Consider the following 25,948-nt stretch of genomic DNA (forward strand, 5'->3'; position numbering starts at 1 on the left):
GGTCGTCTCCTACTTCTCGGCTACCTTGACGGTGATATGACAAGTGCGCTTCAAGATACGATCCGCACGGCCTTTGGCACGTGGCTGGATGCGCTTGAGCGTCATGCCCTCGTCGACACAGATAGTCGAGACGCGAAGCTCGTCAATGTCCATGCCGTTGTTTTCTTCCGCATTCGCGATCGCGGACTGCAGAACCTTGCGAACAATCTTCGCGGCCTTCTTCGGTGAGAAAGCGAGCAGATTCAGCGCCTCGGCGACCGGCTTACCGCGCACCTGGTCAGCCACCAAACGGGCCTTCTGGGCGGATAAACGAGCGCCGCGCAGCTTAGCAGCTACTTCCATCTCTTAAATCCTCTCTGGCTTACCGTTTGGCTTTTTTATCTGCAGCGTGCCCGCGGTATGTGCGGGTGGCAGCAAACTCGCCGAGCTTGTGACCGACCATTTCCTCAGAAACGAGAACCGGGACATGCTGGCGACCGTTATGGACGGCAATGGTGAGCCCGACCATGTTCGGCAGGATCATGGAACGACGCGACCAGGTCTTGATCGGTTTGCGGTCGTTCTTTTCCACTGCTGTCTCAACCTTCTTCAGCAGATGAAGGTCAATAAAAGGACCTTTCTTCAGTGAACGTGGCACAGCCGTTACCCCTCAATATCTGTTACTTGGCCTTGCGGCGACGGACGATAAGCTTATCGGTGCGCTTGTTCTTGCGAGTCTTGTGACCCTTGGTCGGGACGCCCCACGGGCTGACCGGGTGACGGCCACCAGAGGTACGACCTTCACCACCACCATGCGGGTGATCGACCGGGTTCATCGCGACACCGCGAACAGTCGGGCGCACGCCTCTCCAACGCTTAGCACCGGCCTTGCCCAGTTGACGGAGGCTGTGCTCGGAGTTGCCCACTTCGCCGAGAGTTGCACGGCATTCGGACAGCACCTTACGCATCTCGCCAGAGCGCAGACGCAGCGTGGTGTAGTTACCGTCACGTGCCACGACCTGGGCACTGGTACCTGCACTACGAGCGATCTGAGCGCCCTTGCCTGGCTTCAGCTCTACACAGTGAACGGTGGAACCCACCGGGACATTGCGCAGCGGCAGAGCGTTGCCTTTCTTGATCGGTGCGTTAACACCAGACTCGAGACGATCGCCAGCAGAGACACCTTTCGGTGCAATGATGTAGCGACGTTCGCCGTCAAGGTACTTCACCAGCGCGATGTTCGCGCTACGGTTCGGATCGTACTCCAGACGCTCAACGATGGCCGGAATGCCATCCTTGTTGCGCTTGAAATCGACCAGACGGTAATGGTGACGATGACCACCGCCGATGTGGCGAGTAGTGATGCGACCATTATTGTTACGACCACCGGACTTTGACTGCTTTTCAAGCAGCGGAGCGTACGCGCGACCTTTGAAAAGTTCGTCATTGACGACCTTTACCAGGTGGCGGCGACCGGCGGAGGTAGGTTTTGTCTTAACAATTGCCATGTTCCGTACTCCTGCCTTACTCGGCGCCAGAGAAGTCTTCGATGGTCTCGCCGGCGGCCAGAGTTACATAGGCCTTGCGATAACCAGCGCGACGACCAACACCGCGAGCGGTGCGCTTGGTCTTGCCTTTCATGTTCAGAACCTGAACACGATCGACTTTCTTACCAAACAGCGCTTCGACGGCTTTCTTGATTTCGGGCTTTGTCGCGTCGCTGGCAACCTTGAACACGTACTGGTTGTTCTCGGCAGCGACCGCGGCCTTCTCGGTCATGTGAGGACCAAGCAGGACCTTGAATACGCGTTCCTGATTCATCCCAGGTTCTCCTCGAACTTGCGCAGGGCAGCGACAGTCATCAGCACCTTGTCGTAACCGACGAGGCTGACCGGGTCAGCGCCAGCGACATTGACGACGTCAACATACGGGATGTTGCGCGCGGCCAGGTACAGGTTGACGTCCTGCTCTTCAGTGACGATCAGCGCTTTCTCAAGGCCCAGTTCCTGGAGCTTGGCGATCAGCAGCTTGGTCTTCGGAGCTTCGACGCTGATAGCATCGACCGCGACCAGGCGATCCTGACGGACCAGCTCGGACAGGATGGAACGCATGGCAGCGCGATACATCTTGCGGTTGACCTTGTGCGAGTGGTCCTGAGGACGCGCTGCAAAGGTCACACCGCCAGAACGCCACAGCGGGGAACGGATGGTACCGGCACGTGCACGACCAGTACCTTTCTGACGCCACGGCTTCTTGCCACCGCCGGACACGTCAGAACGGGTCTTCTGAGCCACGGTACCTTGACGTGCACCAGCCAGATAGGCGGTGACGACCTGGTGAACCAGAGCCTCGTTGAAGTCCTTACCAAAGGTGGCATCGGAGACGTCTACTGCGCCGCCTGCACCTGCAAGATTAAGATTCATCGGTTAATTCCCCTCAGCGAGCTTTCACAGCGGAACGCACGATCACTTCGCCGCCCGGAGCACCTGGAACGGCACCCTTGACCAGCAGAAGATTGCGTTCAGCGTCGACGCGGACCACTTCCAGGCTCTGGACGGTGGAACGGACGTTGCCCATCTGGCCAGCCATCTTCTTACCTTTGAAGACGCGGCCCGGGGTCTGACAGTTACCGATGGAACCCGGCGCGCGGTGCGACAGTGAGTTACCGTGGGTAGCGTCTTGGGTGCGGAAGTTCCAGCGCTTAACTGCGCCCTGGAAACCTTTACCCTTGGAGGTGCCGGTCACGTCAATCTTTTGACCAGCTTCAAAGAGGGATACGGTGAGTTCGCCGCCCACTGCAGGAGCTTCGTCGCCTTCGTTCAGGCGGAATTCCATCAGGGTACGGCCAGCCTCAACACCCGCCTTGGCATACTGGCCAGCAGTTGCCTTGGTGAGGTGCTTGGCTTTACGAGAGCCAGTTGTCACCTGAATAGCACTGTAGCCGTCAGTCTCGAGAGACTTGATGGTCACGATGCGGTTCGGCTCAACTTCAATCACGGTAACCGGCACAGAGGCGCCAGCTTCGGTGAAGACACGGGTCATCCCGGCCTTCTTACCGACTAAACCGATAGACATGTTCAGTCTCCTTTAGTGTACGGGGCTGTCACCCGCTATGGCTGCCCTTTCCAGAGCATTCCACTAGCACATTGTATGACGCCATCCCGGCGTGGCGGCTGCTGCTCTATCAGTGAGAGCGCTGGGCCGCAGTGACTAGTGAGGTATCAGTCAACCTTGATCTGGACGTCCACACCGGCAGCCAGGTCAAGCTTCATCAGCGCGTCGACAGTCTTCTCTGTCGGCTCGACGATGTCGAGAACGCGCTTGTGGGTACGAATCTCATACTGGTCACGCGCGTCCTTGTTGACGTGCGGAGAGACCAGGATGGTGTAACGCTCGCGACGGGTCGGCAGCGGGATCGGGCCACGAACCTGAGCACCGGTACGCTTTGCAGTTTCAACGATCTCTGCAGAGGACTGGTCGATCAGACGGTGGTCGAATGCTTTCAACCGGATGCGAATCTTCTGGTTTTGCATTGCCCAAAACTCCAATGGATGTCGACGGCGTAGGCCGTCACCCACGCATTCAAAGGATGCGCATTATAGGCAGACTGACATCAGGTGTCAAACATGCGAGAAAAGGGGGCCCATCAGGGCCCCCTTCTGTGTCAGGTAAGGAGAACCTTACTCGACGATTTTGGCCACGACGCCAGCGCCGACGGTACGACCGCCTTCACGGATAGCGAAACGCAGACCATCTTCCATGGCGATCGGAGCGATCAGAGACACGACCATCTGGACGTTGTCGCCCGGCATGACCATCTCGACGCCTTCCGGCAGCTCACAGGTACCAGTGATGTCAGTGGTACGGAAGTAGAACTGCGGACGATAGCCTTTGAAGAACGGAGTGTGACGACCGCCTTCTTCCTTGGACAGGACGTAGACTTCGGCTTCGAACTTGGTGTGCGGCTTGATGGAGCCCGGCTTGGCCAGAACCTGGCCACGCTCGACGTCATCACGCTTGGTGCCGCGCAGCAGGGCGCCGACGTTTTCGCCAGCACGACCTTCGTCCAGCAGCTTGCGGAACATCTCGACACCGGTAACGGTAGTCTTGGTGGTGTCACGCACGCCGATGATTTCGATCTCTTCGCCAGTCTTGACCAGACCACGCTCGATACGGCCAGTGACGACGGTACCGCGACCAGAGATGGAGAAGACGTCTTCGATCGGCATCAGGAACGGCTGGTCGATAGCGCGCTCCGGCTCCGGGATGTACGCATCCAGGGCCTTGATCAGGTTGGCAACGGCGGTAGTACCCATGCCGTTGTCGTCCTTGCCTTCCAGAGCCATCAGGGCAGAGCCGATGATGATCGGAGTGTCGTCGCCCGGGAAGTCGTACTCGCTCAGGAGTTCACGAACTTCCATCTCGACCAGCTCGAGCAGCTCTTCGTCATCGACCATGTCAGCCTTGTTCAGGAAGACAACGATGAACGGAACGCCGACCTGACGGGACAGCAGGATGTGCTCGCGAGTCTGCGGCATGGGGCCGTCAGCAGCGGAACAGACCAGGATAGCGCCGTCCATCTGGGCAGCACCGGTGATCATGTTCTTGACGTAGTCGGCGTGACCCGGGCAGTCGACGTGCGCGTAGTGACGCACTTCGGACTGATATTCCACGTGAGCGGTGGAGATGGTGATACCACGCTCACGCTCTTCCGGGGCATTATCGATGGAGTCAAACGCACGCGCGTCACCACCGAAGACTTCTGCAGAGACGCGAGTCAGAGCCGCAGTCAGAGTGGTCTTGCCGTGATCGACGTGACCAATGGTGCCGACGTTGACGTGCGGCTTCGAACGCTCAAATTTTTCCTTAGCCACTGCTATAACCTCTTTCGTTAGCTAATCGGTTACTTCTGATTGATGACGGCTTCGACGATGCTGTTCGGTGCTTCGTCGTATTTCGCAAACTCCATGGAGTAGCTTGCGCGGCCCTGGGTCTGTGAGCGCAGGTCGGTCGCATAACCGAACATCTCACCCAGCGGCACCAGTGCATTGATGATCTTGCCAGTGGAAGAATCATCCATGCCCTGAACGAGGCCACGACGACGGTTCAGGTCGCCCATGACGTCACCCATGAAATCTTCAGGCGTGACGACTTCGACTTTCATGAGCGGCTCAAGCAGCACTGCACCCGCTTTCGGGGCACCGGCCTTGATCGCCATGGAAGAGGCGACCTTGAACGCAGTCTCGTTGGAGTCGACGTCGTGGTAGGAACCATCGAACAGCGTGACCTTGACGTCGATCATCGGATAACCGGCGATGACACCATTCTTGAGCTGCTCAGCGGCGCCCTTCTCGACGGCCGGCACGTATTCCTTCGGAACCGCACCACCGACGATCTCGGACTCGAACTTGAAGGTCATTTCTTCGTCGTCGCCCTTGTCCTCTGCAGTGAGAGGCTCAATGCGAAGCCAGACGTGACCGAACTGACCACGACCGCCGGACTGACGAACGAACTTGCCTTCCTGCTCGACCTTGGCACGGATGGTCTCACGGTAAGCCACCTGCGGCTTGCCGATGTTCGCCTCGACATTGAACTCGCGACGCATGCGGTCGACGAGGATGTCCAGGTGAAGCTCACCCATACCGGAGATGATGGTCTGACCGGACTCTTCGTCGGTCTCGACGCGGAAGGACGGATCTTCCTGGGCCAGCTTGCCCAGTGCAACACCCATCTTTTCCTGGTCGGCCTTGGACTTCGGCTCGACAGCGACGGAGATGACCGGCTCAGGGAATTCCATGCGCTCAAGCACGATCTTGTGATCCGGGTCACACAGGGTGTCACCGGTGGTCACGTCTTTCAGACCGATACATGCGGCGATATCGCCAGCATAGACTTCCTTGATCTCCTCACGAGAGTTGGAGTGCATCTGGACGATACGACCGACACGCTCCTTCTTGCTCTTGACGGAGTTGAAGACGCCATCACCAGACTTCAGCACGCCCGAGTAGACGCGGATGAAGGTCAGGGTACCAACGAACGGATCGGTCGCGATCTTGAACGCCAGCGCCGCGAACGGAGCCTTGTCGTCAGCTTCGCGGGTCTCGATGGTACCGTCCTTGTCGTCAAGCTCACCTTCGATGGCCTTGACTTCAAGCGGAGACGGCATGTATTCGATGACCGCATCCAGAACCGCCTGGACACCCTTGTTCTTGAAGGCAGAACCACAGGTCACGAGGCAGATTTCGTTGGCCAGGGTACGCTGACGCAGCGCAGCCTTGACTTCTTCCTCGGACAGCTCGCCTTCTTCAAGGTACTTGTCCATCAGCTCTTCGGACGCTTCAGCAGCAGACTCGAGCATGTGTTCACGCCATTCGGCAGCTGTATCTTGCAGCTCGGCCGGAATGTCGATCAGCTCGTAGTTCATGCCGTGATTGTCTTCGTCCCAGACAATGGCCTTCATCTTGATCAGGTCGATGACGCCCTTGAACTCGTCTTCCGCACCCCAGTTGATCTGGATCGGGACGGCGTTCGCGCCCAGGCGCTTGCGCACCTGCTCGACGACCATGAAGAAGTCCGCGCCAGCGCGGTCCATCTTGTTGACGAAGATCATGCGCGGAACTTCGTAACGGTTGGCCTGACGCCAGACAGTCTCTGTCTGCGGCTGGACACCGGAAGAACCACACAGCACCACGACCGCGCCATCGAGAACACGCAGTGAACGCTCGACTTCAACAGTGAAGTCAACGTGCCCCGGAGTATCGATGATGTTGATACGGTGCTCGTCGAACTGCTTGCTCATGCCCTGCCAGAAGCAGGTGGTCGCCGCAGAGGTGATCGTGATGCCACGTTCCTGTTCCTGCTCCATCCAGTCCATGGTGGCAGCACCATCGTGGACTTCGCCGACCTTGTGAGACAGGCCGGTATAGAACAGGACGCGCTCGGTAGTGGTAGTCTTACCGGCGTCGACGTGGGCACAGATACCGATGTTGCGGTAACGCTTAAGTGGAGTCTTGCGTGCCACGGTGAGTATCCCCGTTGTTTAGAAGCGGTAGTGGGAGAAGGCCTTGTTGGCTTCTGCCATGCGGTGCACGTCTTCACGCTTCTTCACAGCAGAACCCTTGCCTTCAGCGGCATCCAGGATCTCGCCAGAGAGGCGCTGCACCATGGTCTTTTCGCCGCGCTTGCGCGCAGCGTCCACCAGCCAACGCATGGCCAGTGCCTGACGACGGGAAGGACGAACTTCAACCGGCACCTGGTAGGTTGCACCACCAACACGACGGGACTTCACTTCGACCATCGGCTGGATGGCCTCCAGCGCCTTGTCGAAGAGGTCCAGCGGCTCGTCATTGGAGCGTTCGGCAACACGATCGAGAGCACCGTAAACGATGCGCTCAGCTGCAGACTTCTTGCCGCTGATCATCAGGTGGTTCATGAACTTGGCCAGGCGCTCGCTTCCGAACTTCGGATCCGGCAGGATTTCGCGCTTAGCTGCTACACGTCTTCTAGGCATGATAAGCCCTCAGTAGAAGGGTCCTTCAGGTAAACCCGGGACGCCTCGCGTTGGACGCGACGCCCGACCTTACTCTTATCAGACCGATATTAAACTTTGAATTACGCCTTCGGACGCTTGGCGCCGTACTTGGAACGGCCCTGCTTACGGTTCTGCACGCCAGAGGTATCCAGTGCACCACGAACGGTGTGGTAACGGACACCCGGCAAATCCTTCACACGACCGCCACGGATCAGAACAACAGAGTGTTCCTGAAGGTTGTGACCTTCACCGCCGATGTATGAAGTGACTTCGAAGCCGTTGGTCAGGCGAACACGGCAAACCTTACGGAGTGCGGAGTTCGGCTTCTTCGGGGTAGTAGTGTATACACGGGTACACACGCCACGCTTCTGCGGACATGCCTGCAGCGCAGGGACGTCGCTCTTGGACGCCTGACGCTTGCGCGGCTTGCGCACGAGCTGGTTAACGGTTGCCATTTGCTTGCTCCAATGGGTTGTACTGCCTTCCAACAACAGGGCAGGATGCACCTGCCCTACTGTTAAAGGCTGCATATTCTAGGGCTTGGGCCACAAGGGCGTCAACCCCGCCGTCAGAGACGGCGGGGCGCAAGACCTCAGAGGTCGTCGTCGTCCGCGTCGAGGGCAGTGAGTTGAGCGCCCAATTCCTGCTCGACGTCCTGTGCCGACGGGGCCGGTGCGAGCGGCAGGCCATCGCGACGGCGGCGACGCTCGTCGTGATAGGCCAGGCCAGTACCCGCCGGAATCAGGCGACCGACCACGACATTCTCCTTCAGACCGCGGAGATAATCGCGCTTGCCGGTGACAGATGCCTCGGTCAGAACTCGCGTGGTTTCCTGGAAGGACGCCGCGGAGATGAACGATTCAGTTGCCAGGCTCGCCTTGGTGATACCGAGCAGGATGCGATCGAACTTGGCCGGGAACTTGCCGTCGGCCTCGAGACGCATGTTTTCTTCGACGACGCGGGCGTATTCCACCTGGTCGCCTGTGATGAAGGTGGAGTCGCCAGAATCGGTGATCTCGACCTTGCGCAGCATCTGACGCACGATGACTTCGATGTGCTTGTCGTTGATGCCGACACCCTGGAGGCGATAGACCTCCTGGACTTCGGTGGTGATGTACTTGGTCATTTCCGCGACGCCGAGCAGACGCAGGATATCGTGCGGGTTGCTCGGGCCATCGGAGATGACTTCACCCTTCTCGACCGTTTCACCTTCGAAGACGCTGATCTGGCGCCATTTCGGGATCAACAGCTCGAACGGATCACCTTCCACCGGCGTGATGGTCAGACGACGCTTGCCTTTGGTTTCCTTGCCGAAGGTCACGGTGCCGGAGATCTCGGCCAGGATGGCCGGCTCTTTCGGACGACGTGCTTCGAACAGGTCGGCAACGCGCGGCAGACCACCGGTGATGTCCTTGTTACCAGACGCTTCCATCGGGATACGTGCGATGACGTCACCCACGCCGACGGCCGCGCCATTCTCGGCGGACACCACGGCATTGCCCGGCAGCAGGTACTGGACCGGCGTGTTGGAGCCCGGCAGTGTCACGTGCTTGCCGCTACCGTCTACCAGCATGATCATCGGACGCTTGTCACGGGCCGCGGACGGACGTGAAGCGCTCTCGATGACCTCGATGGAGGACAGGCCGGTCATTTCGTCAGTGGTACGGTTGATGGTCTGGCCATCTTCCATGTCCGTGAACTGCACCTGACCCGCGACTTCCGCGACGATCGGGTGAGTGTGCGGATCCCACTTGGCGACGGATTGGCCAGAGGCCACCGGATCGCCGTCACGTACGGACAGTTCAGCACCGTACGGGAGCTTGTAGAATTCGCGCTCACGGCCGTGGTCATCCGCCACTGCCAGTGCGCTGGAACGCGAGACGACAATCAGCTTGCCATCGGCACGCTCAACCGACTTGATGTTGTGCAGACGTACGCTGCCACCATGCTTGACCTGGACGCTATCCACGGCAGATGCCCGCGAAGCGGCACCACCGATGTGGAAGGTACGCATGGTCAGCTGGGTACCCGGCTCACCGATGGACTGTGCCGCAATGACACCGATGGCTTCACCGACGTTGACCTGATGGCCACGCGCCAGGTCACGACCGTAACAGGCCGAGCAGACACCGTGCACGGTTTCACAACCGATGGTGGTACGCACGATGATCTCATCGACGCCCATGGTATCGAGCTGTGCACACCAGGCTTCGTCGAGCAGCGTGCCGCGTGCGATCAGGACCTCATCAGAGACCGGATCGACCACGTCCTGCGCCACGACACGACCCAGCACACGCTGGGACAGCGGGACGATGATGTCGCCGCCTTCGATGACCGGGTGCAGAATCAGACCTTCCTGAGTGCCGCAATCCGCTTCGGTGATGACCAGATCCTGGGCAACATCGACCAGACGACGGGTCAGGTAACCGGAGTTGGCGGTCTTCAGTGCCGTATCCGCCAGACCCTTACGGGCACCGTGCGTGGAGATGAAGTACTGGAGTACGTTCAGACCTTCACGGAAGTTGGCGGTGATCGGCGTCTCGATGATCGAGCCATCCGGCTTGGCCATCAGGCCACGCATACCAGCCAGCTGACGAATCTGTGCGGCGGAACCACGCGCACCGGAGTCGGCCATGATGAAGACGCTGTTGAAGGAGTCCTGCTCCATCGGATTGCCGTCTTCGTCATTGACCACTTCGCCTTTCCAGTTGACGACGGTCTCTTTCGAGATACCTGCCATCATCTCCTTGGCGACACGGTCGTTGGCACGCGCCCAGATATCGATGACCTTGTTGTACTTCTCGCCCGCGGTCACGAGACCGGAGGAGAACTGGTCTTCGATCTCTTTCACTTCGTCTTCGGCCGCGTCGATGATGACCTTCTTCGCGTCCGGGATGACGAAGTCGTTGACGCCGATGGAGGCGCCGGACCAGGTCGCAAGACGGAAGCCGGTGTACATCAGCTGGTCAGCGAAGATGACGGTGTCCTTCAGACCGACACGACGGTACGCCTCGTTGATCAGACCGGAGATGGCTTTCTTCTTCATCACCTGGTTGATCAGCTCGAACGGCATGCCCTTCGGCAGAATGCGGAACAGCAGTGCGCGACCGATGGTGGTGTCGTGCAGGGACGTCTTCTCGTACAGCTCGCCGGACTCTTCGTCCTTGAGCGTCTCGGTCAGACGGACCTTGACCATCGCGTGCAGGTGAGCGCTGTGCGTGCCGAAGGCACGCTCGACTTCACCCAGGTTCGCGAAGGCCATGCCCTCACCCTTGGCACCGATCTTCTCGCGGGTCATGTAGTACAGACCCAGCACGACGTCCTGGGACGGCACGATGATCGGCTCGCCGTTGGCCGGCGACAGCACGTTGTTGGTCGACATCATCAACGCACGCGCTTCCAGCTGGGCTTCCAGCGTCAGCGGTACGTGGACAGCCATCTGGTCACCATCAAAGTCGGCGTTGTACGCAGCGCAGACCAGCGGGTGCAGTTGGATGGCCTTGCCTTCGATCAGCAGCGGCTCGAACGCCTGGATACCCAGACGGTGCAGAGTCGGGGCACGGTTCAGCAGCACCGGGTGCTCGCGGATGACGTCGGCGAGGAAATCCCAGACTTCCGGGGCTTCGCGCTCGACCATCTTCTTGGCGGCCTTGATGGTGCTGGCGTGACCGGAGGCCTGCAGCTTGGCGTAGATGAACGGCTTGAACAGTTCAAGCGCCATCTTCTTCGGCAGACCACACTGGTGCAGACGCAGGGTCGGGCCGACGGTGATGACGGAACGACCGGAATAGTCGACGCGCTTGCCCAGCAGGTTCTGACGAAAACGACCCTGCTTGCCCTTGATCATGTCGGCCAGCGACTTCAGCGGACGCTTGTTGGAACCGGTGATGGCGCGACCGCGACGACCGTTGTCGAGCAGTGCATCCACGGATTCCTGCAGCATGCGCTTCTCGTTGCGCACGATGATGTCCGGCGCATTGAGGTCGAGCAGACGCTTGAGGCGGTTGTTGCGGTTGATCACACGACGATACAGATCGTTCAGATCCGAAGTCGCGAAGCGGCCGCCGTCCAGCGGTACCAACGGACGCAGGTCCGGCGGCAGCACTGGCAGCACTTCCATGATCATCCAGCCCGGCTTGTTGCCGGAATAGTAGAAGGCTTCCAGCAGCTTGAGGCGCTTGGACAGCTTCTTGATCTTGGTCTCGGAGTTGGTCTGCGGAATCTCTTCACGCAGGCGCTCGACCTCTTCTTCCAGCTCGATGTCCTCGAGCAGCGCCTTGATGGCTTCGGCACCCATGCGGGCATCGAAATCATCACCGAATTCTTCCAGCGCTTCGAAGTACTGCTCATCGTTGAGCAGATGACCCTTCTCGAGGGTCGTCATGCCCGGATCGATGACCACGAAGCTTTCGAAGTACAGCACGCGCTCGATATCACGCAGAGTCATGTCGAGCAGCATGCCGATACGAGACGGCAGAGACTTCAGGAACCAGATATGCGCGACCGGGCTCGCCAGTTCGATGTGAGCCATACGCTCACGACGCACTGCCGCCTTGGTCACTTCAACGCCACACTTCTCACAGATGATGCCGCGATGCTTCATCCGCTTGTACTTGCCACACAGGCACTCGTAGTCCTTCACCGGGCCAAAGATCTTGGCACAGAAAAGACCATCACGTTCCGGCTTGAATGTCCGGTAGTTGATGGTTTCAGGCTTCTTCACTTCACCAAAAGACCACGAGCGAATCATGTCCGGAGACGCCAGGGTAATCTTGATGGCGTCGAATTCTTCGGACTGCGCCTGCGATTTGAGAACTTTCACCAAATCTTTCATGGGTCGCTCCGTTGCGGAGTTGTCATGGGCAAAGCCTGGCTGCTGACACCAGGCTTTGCGGACCGTCAATACTTGTGGCTTTTCGGCGTCAGCCTTCCAGCTCCATGTCGATACCCAGCGAGCGGATTTCCTTCACCAGCACGTTGAAGGATTCGGGCATGCCCGCCTGCATGGTGTGATCGCCATCTACGATGCTCTTGTACATCTTGGTACGGCCTTCCACGTCATCGGACTTGACCGTGAGCATCTCCTGGAGGGTGTAGGCAGCGCCGTACGCCTCGAGGGCCCAGACCTCCATCTCACCGAAGCGCTGACCACCAAACTGCGCCTTACCACCCAGCGGCTGCTGCGTGACGAGGGAGTAGGAGCCGGTCGAACGCGCATGCATCTTGTCATCCACCAGGTGGTTGAGCTTGAGCATGTACATGTAACCGACGGTCACCTTGCGATCGAACTTCTCGCCGGTGCGGCCATCGTAGAGGTCCATCTGTCCGGAATCAGGGATACCGGCCAGCGTGAGCAACTGCTTGATCTCGTGTTCCTTGGCGCCATCGAAGACCGGCGTTGCCATCGGCACGCCCTTCTTCAGGTTGTGCGCCATGGTGATGATTTCATCATCGCTGAGCACGGAGAGGTCTTCCTGGCGACCGCCGACGGTGTTGTACACCTTGTCGAGGAATTCGCGGATCTGCTTGACCTGCTCGGCACGCTCTTCGCGCAGCATGTGCTCGATCTTCACGCCCAGACCACGCGCGGCCATGCCGAGGTGGGTCTCGAGGATCTGACCGACGTTCATGCGCGACGGTACACCCAGCGGGTTCAGCACGACGTCAACCGACTCGCCATTGCCATCGAACGGCATGTCTTCGACCGGCATGATCGCGGAGATGACACCCTTGTTACCGTGTCGACCGGCCATCTTGTCACCCGGCTGGATACGACGCTTCACGGCGACGTATACCTTGACGATCTTGAGCACGCCCGGTGCCAGATCATCACCCTGGGTGAGCTTGCGCTTCTTGTCTTCGAAGCGCTCGTCCATCTCGCGACGACGGATCTCGAGCTGCTCGTCGGCCTGAGCCAGCAGCTCGTTGAGAGATTCGTCCTGCAGACGCAGCTTGAACCACTCCTGGCGCGGCAGTGCTTCCAGGTAGTCATCGGTCAGCACGTCGCCCTTCTTGAGCTTAGGACCACCGTTGACGGCCTGACCGACCAGGTTGCGCTGCATACGCTCGAAGGTCGCCTCTTCCGCGATACGGTAGGTTTCCTGCAGGTCCTTGCGGACCTCGGCCAGCTGCATCTGCTCGATGGAGAGCGCACGCTGATCCTTCTCGACGCCGTCACGGGTGAAGACCTGAACATCGATGACGGTGGCCTTCATGCCGGTCGGGGCACGCAGAGAGGTGTCCTTAACGTCGGACGCCTTCTCGCCGAAGATGGCACGCAACAGCTTCTCTTCCGGCGTCAGCTGGGTCTCGCCCTTCGGCGTGACCTTGCCGACCAGGATGTCGCCCGGATTCAGCTCGGCACCGATGTAGACGACACCGGACTCATCCAGCTTGGAGAGTGCGGATTCGCCGACATTCGGGATATCGGAAGTGATTTCTTCCGGCCCGAGCTTGGTGTCACGCGCGACACAGGTCAGTTCCTGGATGTGGATGGTGGTGAAGCGATCTTCCTGCACCACACGCTCCGAGAACAGGATGGAATCCTCGAAGTTGAAGCCGTTCCAGGGCATGAACGCCAGACGCATGTTCTGACCCAGGGCCAGATCACCCATGTCGACGGACGGGCCGTCGGCCAGGATGTCGCCGATGGCGACTTCGTCGCCAGGACGCACGATCGGGCGCTGGTTCTGACAGGTATTCTGGTTCGAGCGCACGTACTTGGTCAGGTTGTAGATATCAACGCCGGCTTCACCGCCGATGATCTCTTCTTCCCGCACACGTACGACGATGCGCTTGGCATCGACGGAATCGATGACACCGCCACGACGTGCCACGGCGCAGACGCCGGAGTCACGCGCCACGAAGCGCTCCATGCCGGTACCGACCAGCGGCTTGTCAGCCTTCAGAGTCGGAACGGCCTGACGCTGCATGTTCGCACCCATCAAGGCGCGGTTGGCATCATCGTGCTCGAGGAACGGGATCAGTGCGGCAGCGACAGAGACGACCTGACGCGGAGACACGTCCATCATGGTGACCTTTTCCGGCGCCATGAAGGTGGTCTCGCCACGGTGACGAACCTGAACCAGGTCGTCGACCAGACGGCCGTTCTCGTCGACGGTCGCGGAGGCCTGGGCGATGATGAAATCGCCTTCCTCGATCGCGGACAGATCGACGACATCGTCGGTGACCTGACAATCCACGACCTTGCGGTACGGCGTCTCGAGGAAGCCATAGCTGTTGGTCTTGGAGTAGGTCGCCAGCGAGTTGATCAGACCGATGTTCGGGCCTTCCGGCGTTTCGATCGGGCACAGACGGCCGTAGTGCGTGGCGTGAACGTCACGAACTTCGAAGCCGGCGCGCTCACGGGTCAGACCGCCCGGACCAAGCGCGGAGACACGGCGCTTGTGCGTCACTTCGGACAGCGGGTTGTTCTGATCCATGAACTGGGAGAGCTGGCTGGAACCGAAGAATTCCTTCACCGCCGCCGCAACCGGCTTGGCGTTGATGAGATCCTGCGGCATCAGGCCTTCGCTCTCGGCCATGGACAGACGCTCCTTGACCGCACGCTCGACGCGGACCAGGCCGACACGGAACTGGTTTTCCGCCATTTCGCCCACAGAGCGAATACGACGGTTGCCCAGGTGGTCGATGTCATCGACATCGCCATTGCCGTTACGGATGCTGATCAGCTCCTTCATGACGGTCAGGATATCGTCCTGATCGAGCACGCCGCTGCCGGTATCGCTTTCGCGACGCAGGCGGCGGTTGAACTTCATGCGGCCCACGCCCGACAGGTCGTAGCGGTCTTCGCTGAAGAACAGGTTCTGGAACAGTGACTCTGCTGCATCCTTGGTGGGCGGCTCGCCCGGACGCATCATGCGGTAGATCTCGACCAATGCCTCGAGCTGGTTACGCGTGGTATCCAGTTTCAGGGTATCGGACACGAACGGACCGCAATCCAGGTCGTTGGTGTAGATGACTTCGAACTGGGTGATCTTGGCCTGAGCCATCTTCTCCAGCAGTTCCGGAGTGATCTCGCTGTTGCTTTCGCAGACCAGCTCACCAGTGGCCGGATCGATCTGATCCTTGGCCAGCACCTTGCCGTACAGGTAGTCCATCGGCACTTCGAGACGCTCGAGGCCGGAGGCTTCCATCTGACGGACGTGCTTCTGTGTAATACGACGACCTTCCTCCACGATCACGCTACCGTCGGCATCCTTGATGTCGAAGGCGGCGGTCTCGCCACGCAGACGTGCCGGCACCAGCTCAACGGAGAAGCCGCTGCGCTCGATGTGGTACATCGTGGTGTCGAAGAACGTACCGAGAATCTCTTCGCTGGTCATGCCCATGGCACGCAGCAGAACGGAAGCCGGCAGCTTGCGACGACGGTCGATACGGACGTAGACGTTGTCCTTCGGATCAAACTCGAAGTCCAACCAGGAACCGCGGTAAGGAATCACACGTGCGGAGTACAGCAGCTTGCCGGACGAGTGGCTCTTGCCCTTGTCGTGGTCGAAGAACACACCCGGCGAGCGGTGCAGCTGTGACACGATGACACGTTCGGTACCATTGATGACGAAGGTACCGTTCTCTGTCATCAGGGGGATTTCCCCCATGTAGACTTCCTGCTCCTTGATGTCCTTGATCGCCTTGTTCGACGATTCCTTGTCATAGATCATCAGGCGCACTTTCACGCGCAGCGGCGCAGAGTAAGTGACTCCGCGCAGCTGACATTCCTTGACGTCGAACGCCGGCGTACCGAAGCGGTAGCTGACATACTCGAGCGCTGCGTTGCCAGAGAAGCTGGCAATCGGGAACACGGACTTGAAGGCAGCGTGAAGGCCGACTTCCAGGCGCTGTTCTGGCGCCCTGTCCTGCTGGAGAAAGTCGTGGTAGGAATCAAGCTGGATGGCCAGCAGGTAAGGCACATCCATCACTTGGGGCAGTTTGCCAAAATCCTTGCGGATGCGTTTTTTCTCAGTGTATGAGTAAGCCATCTGTATTCCCCAGCTTGTTCACCTTGGGTGACCGATGCGTGGTCGGCTCATACCTGATGGCGCGGCGATGTCCATCAGGCGCGGACGGCAAGCCTCCCTTGCGGGCTGGCTCGCCGTCATAATTCGTCTTGCAACAGAAAAAGGCTGGTGGCGGAGTCCGCCACCAGCCAGGAAGCTTACGCAGCGTGCGCAGCCTGGAACACGAGTTACTTGAGTTCCACGGACGCGCCAGCTTCTTCCAGCTTCTTCTTAGCTGCTTCTGCGTCTTCCTTGCTCACGCCTTCTTTCAGGGTGGCCGGAGCGCCGTCAACAGCTGCCTTGGCTTCTTTCAGGCCCAGGCCAGTCAGTTCACGAACAGCCTTGATGACGTTGACTTTCTTGTCACCAGCAGCAGTCAGAACGATGTCGAACTCGGTCTGCTCTTCAACAGCTTCAGCGGCAGCCGGGCCAGCAGCGACGGCGGCAGCGGCAGAAACGCCGAACTTCTCTTCCATTGCTTCGATCAGCTCAGCCACTTCCATGACGGTCATGTCAGCGACGGCGTTGATGATGTCTTCTTTGGTCAGTGCCATTTTAGCAATCCTAAACTTTGCGGAGCAAAGATGCTCAGTCAAACGGAAATCGATTCAGGCTGCACGAGACAGCCAGGAGGTCAAAGCGCTGCTTACGCGGCGGCTTCGGCTTCCTTCTGATCGCGCAGTGCTGCGATAGTACGGACCAGCTTGCCTGCAGAAGCTTCCTTCATGACAGACAGCAGCTTGGACAGTGCTTCATCGCGGGTCGGCAGAGATGCCAGACGGTCGATATTCGCCGCCGGGATGAACTCGCCTTCGTAGGCCAATGCCTTGACTTCGAACGCCTCGACCTGCTTGGCAAATTCCTTGAACAGACGAGCGCCAGCGCCCGGGTGTTCCATGGAGAATGCAAGCAGAGTCGGGCCGACGAAGGACTCGTTCAGCACCTCGTAAGAGGTACCGGACAGCGCACGACGAGCCAGAGTGTTGCGAACAACACGCAGCTGGACGCCCGCTTCGCGGCACTGTTTGCGCAATTCGGTCATTGCACCAACAGTTACACCACGAGAGTCGGCAGCGACTACGGAGAGAGCACCCTTGGCGGTTTCGCTGACCTCAGCAACAATTGCCTTCTTGTCTTCGAGACCTAAAGCCACGGTGTTGACTCCATTTCGTGCCGGGGAACGAATTCCCCAGTGGTTTACCATCTCTCTCACCAGAACTGCGCGGGAGAGTCTTGGAGGATGGCTGCCACCAGCAGGGCTGGGACACCATCTGCGCAGGCTACGCGCAATGCAAGCATCGCGGCGCGATTAAGCCGGCCCTGTCACCGAGGTGACAAGGCCAGCGCCTGCGGTCTTTGACGGCGCCCCGCGGCTGAGCACGGGGACCGCAAAGTGAAACATTCTGAGACTGCCTTACGCGTACTTGGCGTGATCGACAGTCAGACCCGGGCCCATGGTGCTGGACAGGGTGATCTTCTTCAGGTAGATACCCTTGGAAGTGCTCGGCTTCAGCTTCTTGACTTCGGCCACCAGGGCGTCAATGTTACCCTGAATGGAGTCAGCACTGAAGTCGATCTTGCCGATACCGGCGTGAATGATGCCGTTCTTGTCAGTACGGAAACGCACCTGACCAGCCTTGGCATTCTTCACGGCAGTCGCGACGTCAGGGGTCACGGTACCGACTTTCGGGTTCGGCATCAGGCCGCGCGGACCGAGGATCTGGCCCAGCTGACCGACAACGCGCATGGCATCCGGAGAGGCGATGACGACGTCGAAGTCCATCACGCCCTTCTTGACCTGTTCTGCCAGGTCATCCATGCCGATCACGTCTGCACCGGCTTCCTTCGCTGCTTCAGCGTTGGCGCCCTGGGTGAAGACAGCGACGCGCACTTCGTTACCGGTGCCATTCGGCATCACGGTAGCGCCGCGAACGACCTGATCGGATTTACGCGGGTCAACACCCAGGTTCAGAGAGACTTCGATGGTCTCTTTGAACTTGACGGTGGACAGCTCGGACAGCAGAGCAACAGCTTCTTCGACGCTGTAGACCTTGCCGGATTCAACTTTCGCGTTGATCGCCTGGGCGCGCTTTGAAATCTTGGCCATGATCAAAGACCCTCCACGTTCAGGCCCATGCTACGGGCAGTACCGGCGATGGTGCGAACAGCAGCGTCCAGATTGGAAGCTGTCAGGTCCGGTTCCTTGGTGGTCGCGATCTCTTCGAGCTGAGCGCGAGTCACGGTACCGACCTTCTTCTTGTTCGGCTCGCCAGAACCGGACTTCAGACCAGCCGCTTTCAGCAGCAGGACGGCCGCAGGCGGCGTCTTGGTGACGAAAGTGAAGCTACGGTCGGAGTAGACAGTGATGACCACGGGAGTCGGGAGACCCGGCTCGACGTTCTGGGTAGCGGCGTTGAACGCTTTACAGAACTCCATGATGTTGACACCGTGCTGACCGAGGGCAGGACCCACGGGCGGGCTCGGGTTAGCTTTACCGGCTGCAACCTGCAGCTTGATGTAAGCCTGTACTTTCTTGGCCATGATAGGACTCCAGTATGGGTGGTAGCGCCTTGCGGCTCCCCGTAAAACCGGGCCGCCTCAGGCGACCCGTCGTGTTGCCGTGATGCTCGTGTTCAAACAGGTGAGATGATGATCCTGAGATCAGTCCTTCTCGACCTGGGAGAACTCTAGCTCCACCGGCGTAGCACGCCCGAAGATCAGCACGCTGACCTGCAGACGGCTCTTTTCGTAATTCACTTCTTCGACTACGCCATTGAAGTCCGCGAACGGACCATCAGTGACACGCACCGTTTCACCCGGCTCGAAGAGAGTCTTCGGACGCGGCTTGTCGGTGCCATCCTGAACGCGACGCAGCATGGCGTCGGCTTCTTTCTGGGTAATCGCTGCCGGCTTCTCCGGGGTTCCGCCAATGAAACCCATGACGCGCGGGGTTTCATTCACCAGGTGCCAGGACTGATCATTCATGTCCATCTCGACCAGCACGTAGCCCGGGTAGAACTTGCGCTCGCTCTTGCGGCGCTTGCCGTCACGCATTTCGACGATTTCTTCGACCGGCACGAGAATCTCACCGAAGTGATCTTCCATGGCGTAAAGCTTCACACGCTCGTTGAGCGAACGCATGACCTGCTTTTCGAAACCGGAATAGGCGTGTATGACATACCAACGCTTGGACATGGAAACTCCGTTAACTGACGATGCCGGACATCAGCCAGCCGAGGGTGGTATCGATGAGCCATAGCAACAGGCCCACGATAAGCACGGCACCCAGCACGATGGCAGTTGTCTGGACAGTTTCCTGTCGGGTCGGCCAAACGACGCGCTGGATCTCGCGGCGCGCACTACTTGCCAGCTCGACAACATCACGGCCTTTGTTGGTCGTGATCGCCAGAGCAGCCGCTGCAACACCAAGCACGACGACGCCAAGCACGCGATAAAGCAGCGCTTGGTCAGCAAAATAGGCGTTGCCAGCAACAGCCAGCACAAGAAGAATGACAACGACCGACCACTTGAACCCGTCGTGGCGCGCTTCCTGCACCTCGGCGTTCTGTTTCATCAAAGAGACTCCTCAAGGGTGCAGCGATCGCTAGAATCGAGAATCGGTAAGAAGTCGAATACCATCCTGGGGAAGGATGGCAGGCCAGGAGGGAATCGAACCCCCAACCTGCGGTTTTGGAGACCGCTGCTCTGCCAATTGAGCTACTGGCCTGTAACACTTGCGTGTTCCAGAGACTAAAAACAAGGCTGAATGAACAGCGGGCGCCATCATAGCTGAGACAACCCAAACTGACAAGCCTTATCTTTGACCGCGACCTGGGAGGTCGTCGGAAACAAAAAAGACGAGCCAAACTGCGACTCGCCCTTCCGTTGTATGGAGCTCGTGGGCGGATTTGAACCGCCGACCTCACCCTTACCAAGGGTGTGCTCTACCCCTGAGCTACACGAGCAAAACCTTTGCGCAATCTCGACTGGCGAGATGAACTGGAGCGGGCAGCGGGAATCGAACCCGCGTCATCAGCTTGGAAGGCTGAGGTTCTACCATTAAACTATGCCCGCTTTCCAACTCTTGCTGCCCTGATGCACGCGGCATCATAAGCGAATCTGGTGGTGGGGGAAGGATTCGAACCTTCGAAGCTTTCGCGGCAGATTTACAGTCTGCTCCCTTTGGCCACTCGGGAACCCCACCATCTGTGACGACGCATCTTACGTCGCTTGGGATACGCTGTCAAGTGCTTGATTTCATTCTACTTCAAGCGCTTGAGGGAATGTATCGCCTCAGAACGGGACGTAGTATGTCAAAGCATCTGGGTGAGCGCAAGCCCTGAGCGAAGTTTTTCTAGATCAGGCACTCGCGGCTGGTCGGGCGCACCTGACAGGCGCCCTGCCCGCTCGGCAGCGGTCAGTGGATACAGCGCCTCCAGGCCGGCGTACACCATGTCTGGCCAGAGCGCATGCGGCACCCGCAGACCGCGCGCCACCACCCGCGCGTCACCGCCGGTCAGCAGCAGCGGCAAGGCTACCCCTTCACGATCGCAGACCTCGGCATAGAGACGATTGACCGCACTGACGGCCGCCATGTAGATGCCGTGATTGACGGCCTCTACCGTATTGCGACCCGGCGCGAGCAGCGTATCCACCTCGGTATCCGGGTCGATGGCCACATTGCGCGTACCCAGCTTGAGGCTTTCCTTCATCAGACGCAGTCCCGGGAGAATATACCCCCCCAGATGCTTGCCACCCGGCAGCACGAAATCCACCGTGATCGCGCTACCGCAATCGACGCTGCAACAGCCCCCGGTGAGATGATGGCCGGCGAGTGCGCCCAACCAGCGATCGACGCCCAGGCGTTGCGGCTCTTCATAGCCGCAGGTGACGCCCAGCGCCTCCCGCGTCGAGTGCGCGACATGCACGACGCCGACCTGCTTGCGCAGCAACTCCACCGTCTCATCCAGCACCTGCTTGCGCGCCACGCTGGAGATACGCACGGCCGTGACGACATCCAGGTCAGGAATGTCCGCGCCCGGCCGCCACTCCTCTCGCGTCCAGACGGCGCCGCGCGAGCGGATCTCGCTGGAAACGGTGTCCTTGAGACGCCATTTTGACAAGGTGTTGCCGATATCAAGATCCAGAATCATGAGACGGCGCGCAGACTGATCTCGCCACCGGCGAGAGTGATGGTTTCGCCATTCATGCGCACCTCGAGATTTCCATTGACATCGACACCTTCTGCCACGGCTTCTTCTCGTCTGTCTCCGCGCAGAATCACCACATCACGCCCCTTGAAGGCATTGCGCTCATTCCAGCGCGCCTGCCATCCGGCAAAGCCCTGTGACTCGAACTCGGGCAACAGCGCCAGCAATGACTCCATCAGACGCGCGGCATAGCGATTGCGCGAAGCACCGGGAATGATGTCACGTACCGCAGCCACCGGCTGGGTGATCGCCTCGCGCCTAGAGGCCGGCAACTCGATGTTCATGCCGATACCGATGACGACGTCACAGGGACCGGACACATCACCTGTGACCTCGACCAGAATACCGGCGATCTTGGGTTGATCCTTCTGTATCTGCAGCAGGACATCGTTGGGCCACTTGAGGCGCGCGGGCAGGCCATCGGCCTCGAGCACCTCCGCCACCGCCACGCCGATCGCCAGACTCAGGCCCTCAAGCGATGCGGCGCCTGATTCGAAGCGCCAGCCAAGCGAGAAGACCAGGCTGCGCCCCCAGGGAGTCTCCCACTCACGCCCACGACGGCCACGCCCAGCCGACTGCACCTCCGCCAGACAGACCTCGGCATGACCGGCTCCCTGACGAAAGCGCTCGCGGATGAAGGTATTGGTCGAGTCCACCGACTCCTCGACGAACAGGCGCGTCAGGTATTTGCGAGTCTCGCGCGGCAGCGCCTCGATGATCTGTTGACCATCGAGCAACTCGATGGGGTTGGCCAGTCGATAGCCAAGCCCCTTGATGGCTTCCAGCGGAATGTCGAGCGCCTCAAGTTTCTTGAGCTGCTTCCAGACCGCCGTACGCGACACCCCGAGCTCTTCGCCCAGGGCCTCTCCGGAGTGGTAGCCACCATCTCCAAGCAGACGAATGAGATCACGGATGGTCATGCGGAGGCCTGTCCCTGTGCAAAAGCGCACATTCTATCGGATTCATGGGCTTGCGAGCCAAGAACAACGACCAAAGATAACGCTCTTTTCGTCAATTCCGCTCCCCTGCACGCATTCCCGCCCCCGCCAGGCGATTGAACAAGGCGGAAAGCAGCATCAGGACACTGCCCAGTCCCAGCCATGAACCTACTCGCCACAGCCCCTCCAGGGTGGCGGTATCCCACACCCCCACCTTGATCACGGTGAGGATCAGAATGCCCTGTCCGATACGCTGCCAGTATTGCTGCCCCACCTTGGCACCACTCACGACCAGCGCCGCCGCGACGACCAGCATCAGCACACTGTAAGCATATAGCTCCGCCTGCTCGATGCCCTGCCATAGCCCCAGCTCAGCGCCATGCCAGCAGTGACGCAAGTTGAGCGCCAACCACAATCCGGCTGACAGCAGACCGAGCACTTCGCTCAGCCCGCGCATTCGTGAGCGTGACGCGGCGCTTCCCGCATCCACGTCCGGTGCGCGCCTGGATGTCATGCGCCAGAGCATCGCGGCGCCGAGTGCAGGCAGGCCGTATGCCGGCAGAAGCCAATTGACCAGCGGCCAGCTCCCGACATCCCCCGGGTGCCAGAGCGGGTTGAAGATGCCCAGCACGCCGACACTCCAGAGAACCACGGCCGCTCCGCCGACCACCAGTGCCAGCACGCGATACAGCTGCGTCCCTGCCCGCGCATCAGCGTCGCCTCCACGAGCACGCCAGGCGTAGCTTGCCGCCACCCCGGCCAGCGCCAACACCTGCAGGGAAAGCTCCGCCAGGGTGAGGCTGCCCTCGAAGGGCTTTCCACCGGTCAACACATAGCGGATTTCCATCACCACCGTCGCGACGGCAAGCTGGACAACGGCACCTTCCAGCCAGCGCTGTGTCCGCGGGCGGTGGCGCATGCCGAGACTGGTCATGGCAACACAGGCCAATACCGGCAGCAGTATCTGCAGTGGCCAGTGCGCGATATCGGCATAGTCGTCATGCGCCATGCCATACATCAAGCGAGCCACGACACCCCACGCCAGCAAGCGTGACAGCTCAGCAAACACGGAGCGCGCCGTGGTATGCCCCTCGCGATACCAGCGCCATTCACAAGCGGTCAAACCCAATAGCTGCAACGCCAGCGCCAGGGTCAGCGATGGCCCCTCCAGCACTGCCACCAGGGCAAGGAAGATTCCGGCCTGCGCCGGCAGCCACAGTCCTGCGGCAAGCTGAGCGCCTTCGCGCGCCTGGAAGCGCATGGCACCTGCCCAGCACACCAGCCCCCAGACCAATGGCGGCAATCCTGTGTTGACCAGCCCTGTGTTGATCAGCCTCCCTGCATCGTTCGCCTCGGCCGCCCATGGCATGGCGTCCTGCCAGAGGGCCAGAGCCCATGCCAGCAGCGGCACCATGGTCGCCAATGCCCACCAGCAGGCTGCAAGCGGCCTCTCTGCTCCTTCACCCGCATCATGACGTGGTCGCCAACTCGCCAGCGACAACAAGCCGACACTCAGTATCAGCGGGCTGAACATCGCGCTGCTCGACAGCGATGCCGTCAGAGCAAGCCCCCACACCAGCAACCAGAGTCCGTTGCCAGCAACCACCATCGACCACAGCACCGCATGGCGGCGACTAGACCAGGCAATCACCAGCATCGGCATGAGGCTAGCCAGCCACCCCCGATGCCACAGGGACACACCGGAGCCGGCCATATCGGAAGGCGCCACCAATGAGCCAAAGGAGACGCCATGCACGAGACTGCCCAGCCAGGGCAGCCAGAGTCCCAGCACGACGCTCACTGAGACAAGGCTCCCGGCGAGCCAGTGCCGGCGCAGCTCAAGAGATGCGCGCCAGGGCAACCATGTCGCAAGTGAAGCCTGCGCCTGTCGCTCATCCTTTTCTACGGTGCCCGTGGATGACTCCCACGCCTCCTCCCACAGATACCCCAACGCCAGCACGGCCAGCCATACACCACCCACCCAGGGCAACAGCCCCACCAGCAATGTCGTGCCAGAGGAGATACCGAAGGGCATCAACAGCAACCACCAGGCGAGCGCTCCCACCAGACCGCCCCAATACAGCCAGCTCACCGCGACCTGGCGGTACAGCACACGACACGCTGCCGCTATCACACCCGCATACCCCAGCAACAGCAAGGTCGAGGCTTCCTGCCACTGCTGGTGAATGGGCAGCGCCAAGGGCAGAGCATATCCGCCCAACATGCCCAATGCTGCCAGCCACGGCCCATGATGCCGCGCACGCTCCAGCATCCACAGACTCAAGGCTGCCAACAGCACGAAGGTGACCGGCATGGACACCAGCGAAAGCAGAAAATGACCAGCCAGCAGGCTCGCCGCGAGCACCAGACTGCCGGCACCGCTGACGGCGCCTGTCAGACTCGATGACTGGGACGTACGCAGTCTCAGCCACTCGGCCAGTACCGTCATGCTCAGGCCGAACCCGAGACCCAGTGCCAGCCGTACCCCCGGCCCCAGCAAGCCCTGCTCAAGGGAGTACCCGACGAGCAGGATGCCTGCCATCACCAGAGACAAGGCACCCACAAGAATCATCCAGTGTTCCTGAAGGACCGTCAGCAGACGTGACATGCCCCCCGGCAGCACCTCTGATGCCTTTCTTGCAGCATCTGCGCCCTGCCCCTTCTCGCCTGAACGACTGGAGGCAGCGCCATGCAACAAGCGCTGAAGTAGCCGGTAGGACAGAGAGTGGCCGCCACTGGATGATGCAGTGGTCCGCGAGTCACTGATCGATGGCGTTGCATCGACTGCTGCCAGTCCTTCCCGGGGCGGCACTTCGACAGGCGATTTGTCCACACCCCCTTCTTGCAAGGGGGTGTGCATAACCGGAGCGCCATGAGCAGGAAGCTCGCGAGCAAGCCTGGCCTCCATATCGCGCAGTCGCTGCTCCAGCGCCTTGATGCGCAGCATGCTGAGCCACCCCATCAAGGAACCACCCAGTACCAGCAACGCCATCATGACGCCCACCAACATCAGCTCATCCATCGCCCAGCCCGTCATCGAAGAGTCGTGCTCAGAGACTACGGCATTTTGCCTGGCACCTCATGCTGTCAGTCTCTCGGCACCGTATTTGCACATTGAACGCAAAAAGCCCGACTCCTGGGGGAGCCGGGCTTTCTTTTTCTGCGCACAAAGAGAACCGCCCCTGCAGCAAGGCTGCAGGGGCGGTTCGGTATAAGTGCCTGACGATGACCTACTCTCACATGGAGAAACTCCACACTACCATCGGCGCTAAG

Annotated in this window: 22 protein-coding genes and 4 tRNA genes; all 26 read right to left on the bottom strand. The window is 59.9% G+C overall.

What is annotated here, in order from left to right:
• Positions 1 to 9: 9 nt before the first annotated feature.
• The 26 genes from rplV to QD356_RS16925 all read right to left on the bottom strand — a co-directional run bounded on the left by rplV (position 10) and on the right by QD356_RS16925 (position 25,712).
• Complete coding sequence (gene rplV, locus QD356_RS16800) at positions 10 to 342, bottom strand: 50S ribosomal protein L22 (RefSeq protein WP_043334859.1); 333 nt, start codon at positions 340 to 342, stop codon at positions 10 to 12.
• Between the two features lie 19 nt (positions 343 to 361).
• Entirely contained in the window at positions 362 to 637 is a 276-nt protein-coding gene (rpsS, locus tag QD356_RS16805; protein ID WP_024950655.1) for a 30S ribosomal protein S19, read from the bottom strand.
• Positions 638 to 659: 22 nt separating this feature from the next.
• Positions 660 to 1,487 carry a 50S ribosomal protein L2 gene (gene rplB, locus QD356_RS16810; protein ID WP_043334862.1) on the bottom strand — a complete coding sequence of 276 codons (828 nt, stop codon included), beginning with the start codon at positions 1,485 to 1,487 and terminating at the stop codon, positions 660 to 662.
• 16 nt (positions 1,488 to 1,503) lie between these two features.
• Positions 1,504 to 1,800, bottom strand: coding sequence for a 50S ribosomal protein L23 (gene rplW / locus QD356_RS16815; protein WP_043334865.1), 297 nt, complete (start codon positions 1,798 to 1,800; stop codon positions 1,504 to 1,506).
• Positions 1,797 to 2,402 (bottom strand): 50S ribosomal protein L4, encoded by a 606-nt coding sequence (rplD, locus tag QD356_RS16820; protein ID WP_054556901.1) that lies wholly within the window; start codon positions 2,400 to 2,402, stop codon positions 1,797 to 1,799. Before rplD ends, rplW begins: the two co-directional genes overlap by 4 nt.
• A gap of 13 nt (positions 2,403 to 2,415) precedes the next feature.
• Positions 2,416 to 3,054: a 50S ribosomal protein L3 gene (gene rplC, locus QD356_RS16825; protein ID WP_192839465.1), complete on the bottom strand. Its 639-nt coding sequence runs from the start codon at positions 3,052 to 3,054 to the stop codon at positions 2,416 to 2,418.
• Positions 3,055 to 3,200: 146 nt separating this feature from the next.
• Positions 3,201 to 3,512, bottom strand: a complete 312-nt coding sequence (gene rpsJ / locus QD356_RS16830) for a 30S ribosomal protein S10 (RefSeq protein WP_024950650.1) — start codon at positions 3,510 to 3,512, stop codon at positions 3,201 to 3,203.
• A 147-nt stretch (positions 3,513 to 3,659) separates the two neighbouring features.
• The gene (gene tuf / locus QD356_RS16835) at positions 3,660 to 4,853 is read right to left on the bottom strand and encodes an elongation factor Tu (protein ID WP_043334873.1); all 1,194 of its coding nucleotides are present in this window, start codon (positions 4,851 to 4,853) and stop codon (positions 3,660 to 3,662) included.
• Between the two features lie 29 nt (positions 4,854 to 4,882).
• Positions 4,883 to 7,000, bottom strand: coding sequence for an elongation factor G (gene fusA, locus QD356_RS16840; protein ID WP_192839466.1), 2,118 nt, complete (start codon positions 6,998 to 7,000; stop codon positions 4,883 to 4,885).
• Between the two features lie 18 nt (positions 7,001 to 7,018).
• Positions 7,019 to 7,489, bottom strand: coding sequence for a 30S ribosomal protein S7 (gene rpsG / locus QD356_RS16845; protein ID WP_043334878.1), 471 nt, complete (start codon positions 7,487 to 7,489; stop codon positions 7,019 to 7,021).
• Positions 7,490 to 7,590: 101 nt separating this feature from the next.
• Complete coding sequence (gene rpsL / locus QD356_RS16850; RefSeq protein ID WP_043334880.1) at positions 7,591 to 7,965, bottom strand: 30S ribosomal protein S12; 375 nt, start codon at positions 7,963 to 7,965, stop codon at positions 7,591 to 7,593.
• 137 nt (positions 7,966 to 8,102) lie between these two features.
• Positions 8,103 to 12,344, bottom strand: coding sequence for a DNA-directed RNA polymerase subunit beta' (gene rpoC, locus QD356_RS16855; protein ID WP_192839467.1), 4,242 nt, complete (start codon positions 12,342 to 12,344; stop codon positions 8,103 to 8,105).
• A gap of 88 nt (positions 12,345 to 12,432) precedes the next feature.
• The gene (gene rpoB, locus QD356_RS16860; protein ID WP_043334884.1) at positions 12,433 to 16,509 is read right to left on the bottom strand and encodes a DNA-directed RNA polymerase subunit beta; all 4,077 of its coding nucleotides are present in this window, start codon (positions 16,507 to 16,509) and stop codon (positions 12,433 to 12,435) included.
• Positions 16,510 to 16,715: 206 nt separating this feature from the next.
• A complete protein-coding gene (gene rplL / locus QD356_RS16865) occupies positions 16,716 to 17,081 on the bottom strand; it encodes a 50S ribosomal protein L7/L12 (protein ID WP_054556899.1) in 366 nt (121 codons plus the stop codon).
• A gap of 92 nt (positions 17,082 to 17,173) precedes the next feature.
• Positions 17,174 to 17,680 carry a 50S ribosomal protein L10 gene (rplJ, locus tag QD356_RS16870; RefSeq protein WP_054556898.1) on the bottom strand — a complete coding sequence of 169 codons (507 nt, stop codon included), beginning with the start codon at positions 17,678 to 17,680 and terminating at the stop codon, positions 17,174 to 17,176.
• 261 nt (positions 17,681 to 17,941) lie between these two features.
• Complete coding sequence (gene rplA, locus QD356_RS16875) at positions 17,942 to 18,634, bottom strand: 50S ribosomal protein L1 (RefSeq protein ID WP_054556897.1); 693 nt, start codon at positions 18,632 to 18,634, stop codon at positions 17,942 to 17,944.
• Between the two features lie 2 nt (positions 18,635 to 18,636).
• On the bottom strand, positions 18,637 to 19,068 hold the full coding sequence (rplK, locus tag QD356_RS16880; protein ID WP_043334893.1) for a 50S ribosomal protein L11: 432 nt from the start codon (positions 19,066 to 19,068) through the stop codon (positions 18,637 to 18,639).
• Positions 19,069 to 19,188: 120 nt separating this feature from the next.
• Entirely contained in the window at positions 19,189 to 19,722 is a 534-nt protein-coding gene (nusG, locus tag QD356_RS16885) for a transcription termination/antitermination protein NusG (RefSeq protein ID WP_043334895.1), read from the bottom strand.
• Positions 19,723 to 19,732: 10 nt separating this feature from the next.
• Positions 19,733 to 20,101 carry a preprotein translocase subunit SecE gene (secE, locus tag QD356_RS16890; RefSeq protein ID WP_043334897.1) on the bottom strand — a complete coding sequence of 123 codons (369 nt, stop codon included), beginning with the start codon at positions 20,099 to 20,101 and terminating at the stop codon, positions 19,733 to 19,735.
• A gap of 77 nt (positions 20,102 to 20,178) precedes the next feature.
• Positions 20,179 to 20,254, bottom strand: a tRNA-Trp gene (locus tag QD356_RS16895).
• Between the two features lie 163 nt (positions 20,255 to 20,417).
• Positions 20,418 to 20,492, bottom strand: a tRNA-Thr gene (locus QD356_RS16900).
• A 35-nt stretch (positions 20,493 to 20,527) separates the two neighbouring features.
• A tRNA-Gly gene (locus QD356_RS16905) sits at positions 20,528 to 20,601 on the bottom strand.
• Between the two features lie 46 nt (positions 20,602 to 20,647).
• Positions 20,648 to 20,731, bottom strand: a tRNA-Tyr gene (locus tag QD356_RS16910).
• Positions 20,732 to 20,840: 109 nt separating this feature from the next.
• A complete protein-coding gene (locus QD356_RS16915; protein WP_054556896.1) occupies positions 20,841 to 21,680 on the bottom strand; it encodes a type III pantothenate kinase in 840 nt (279 codons plus the stop codon).
• Complete coding sequence (locus QD356_RS16920; RefSeq protein ID WP_192839468.1) at positions 21,677 to 22,657, bottom strand: biotin--[acetyl-CoA-carboxylase] ligase; 981 nt, start codon at positions 22,655 to 22,657, stop codon at positions 21,677 to 21,679. Before QD356_RS16920 ends, QD356_RS16915 begins: the two co-directional genes overlap by 4 nt.
• A gap of 91 nt (positions 22,658 to 22,748) precedes the next feature.
• Complete coding sequence (locus QD356_RS16925) at positions 22,749 to 25,712, bottom strand: DUF2339 domain-containing protein (RefSeq protein WP_192839469.1); 2,964 nt, start codon at positions 25,710 to 25,712, stop codon at positions 22,749 to 22,751.
• Positions 25,713 to 25,948: the final 236 nt, after the last annotated feature.

Source organism: Cobetia sp. 2AS, assembly GCF_029846355.1.
Classification (GTDB): domain Bacteria; phylum Pseudomonadota; class Gammaproteobacteria; order Pseudomonadales; family Halomonadaceae; genus Cobetia; species Cobetia amphilecti.

Excerpts from the sequence above, each read along its gene's own strand:
- rpsJ (WP_024950650.1), bottom strand. The coding sequence starts at position 3,512 with ATGCAAAACCAGAAGATTCGCATCCGGTTGAAAGCATTCGACCACCGT.
- rplA (WP_054556897.1), bottom strand. The coding sequence starts at position 18,634 with ATGGCCAAGATTTCAAAGCGCGCCCAGGCGATCAACGCGAAAGTTGAA.
- rpsG (WP_043334878.1), bottom strand. The coding sequence starts at position 7,489 with ATGCCTAGAAGACGTGTAGCAGCTAAGCGCGAAATCCTGCCGGATCCG.
- rplK (WP_043334893.1), bottom strand. The coding sequence starts at position 19,068 with ATGGCCAAGAAAGTACAGGCTTACATCAAGCTGCAGGTTGCAGCCGGT.
- QD356_RS16925 (WP_192839469.1), bottom strand. The coding sequence starts at position 25,712 with ATGACGGGCTGGGCGATGGATGAGCTGATGTTGGTGGGCGTCATGATG.
- rpoC (WP_192839467.1), bottom strand. The coding sequence starts at position 12,344 with ATGAAAGATTTGGTGAAAGTTCTCAAATCGCAGGCGCAGTCCGAAGAA.
- rplL (WP_054556899.1), bottom strand. The coding sequence starts at position 17,081 with ATGGCACTGACCAAAGAAGACATCATCAACGCCGTCGCTGACATGACC.
- rplV (WP_043334859.1), bottom strand. The coding sequence starts at position 342 with ATGGAAGTAGCTGCTAAGCTGCGCGGCGCTCGTTTATCCGCCCAGAAG.
- rplD (WP_054556901.1), bottom strand. The coding sequence starts at position 2,402 with ATGAATCTTAATCTTGCAGGTGCAGGCGGCGCAGTAGACGTCTCCGAT.
- rpoB (WP_043334884.1), bottom strand. The coding sequence starts at position 16,509 with ATGGCTTACTCATACACTGAGAAAAAACGCATCCGCAAGGATTTTGGC.
- nusG (WP_043334895.1), bottom strand. The coding sequence starts at position 19,722 with ATGTCCAAGCGTTGGTATGTCATACACGCCTATTCCGGTTTCGAAAAG.
- rplC (WP_192839465.1), bottom strand. The coding sequence starts at position 3,054 with ATGTCTATCGGTTTAGTCGGTAAGAAGGCCGGGATGACCCGTGTCTTC.
- rpsL (WP_043334880.1), bottom strand. The coding sequence starts at position 7,965 with ATGGCAACCGTTAACCAGCTCGTGCGCAAGCCGCGCAAGCGTCAGGCG.
- QD356_RS16915 (WP_054556896.1), bottom strand. The coding sequence starts at position 21,680 with ATGATTCTGGATCTTGATATCGGCAACACCTTGTCAAAATGGCGTCTC.
- rplB (WP_043334862.1), bottom strand. The coding sequence starts at position 1,487 with ATGGCAATTGTTAAGACAAAACCTACCTCCGCCGGTCGCCGCCACCTG.
- QD356_RS16920 (WP_192839468.1), bottom strand. The coding sequence starts at position 22,657 with ATGACCATCCGTGATCTCATTCGTCTGCTTGGAGATGGTGGCTACCAC.
- secE (WP_043334897.1), bottom strand. The coding sequence starts at position 20,101 with ATGAAACAGAACGCCGAGGTGCAGGAAGCGCGCCACGACGGGTTCAAG.
- rplW (WP_043334865.1), bottom strand. The coding sequence starts at position 1,800 with ATGAATCAGGAACGCGTATTCAAGGTCCTGCTTGGTCCTCACATGACC.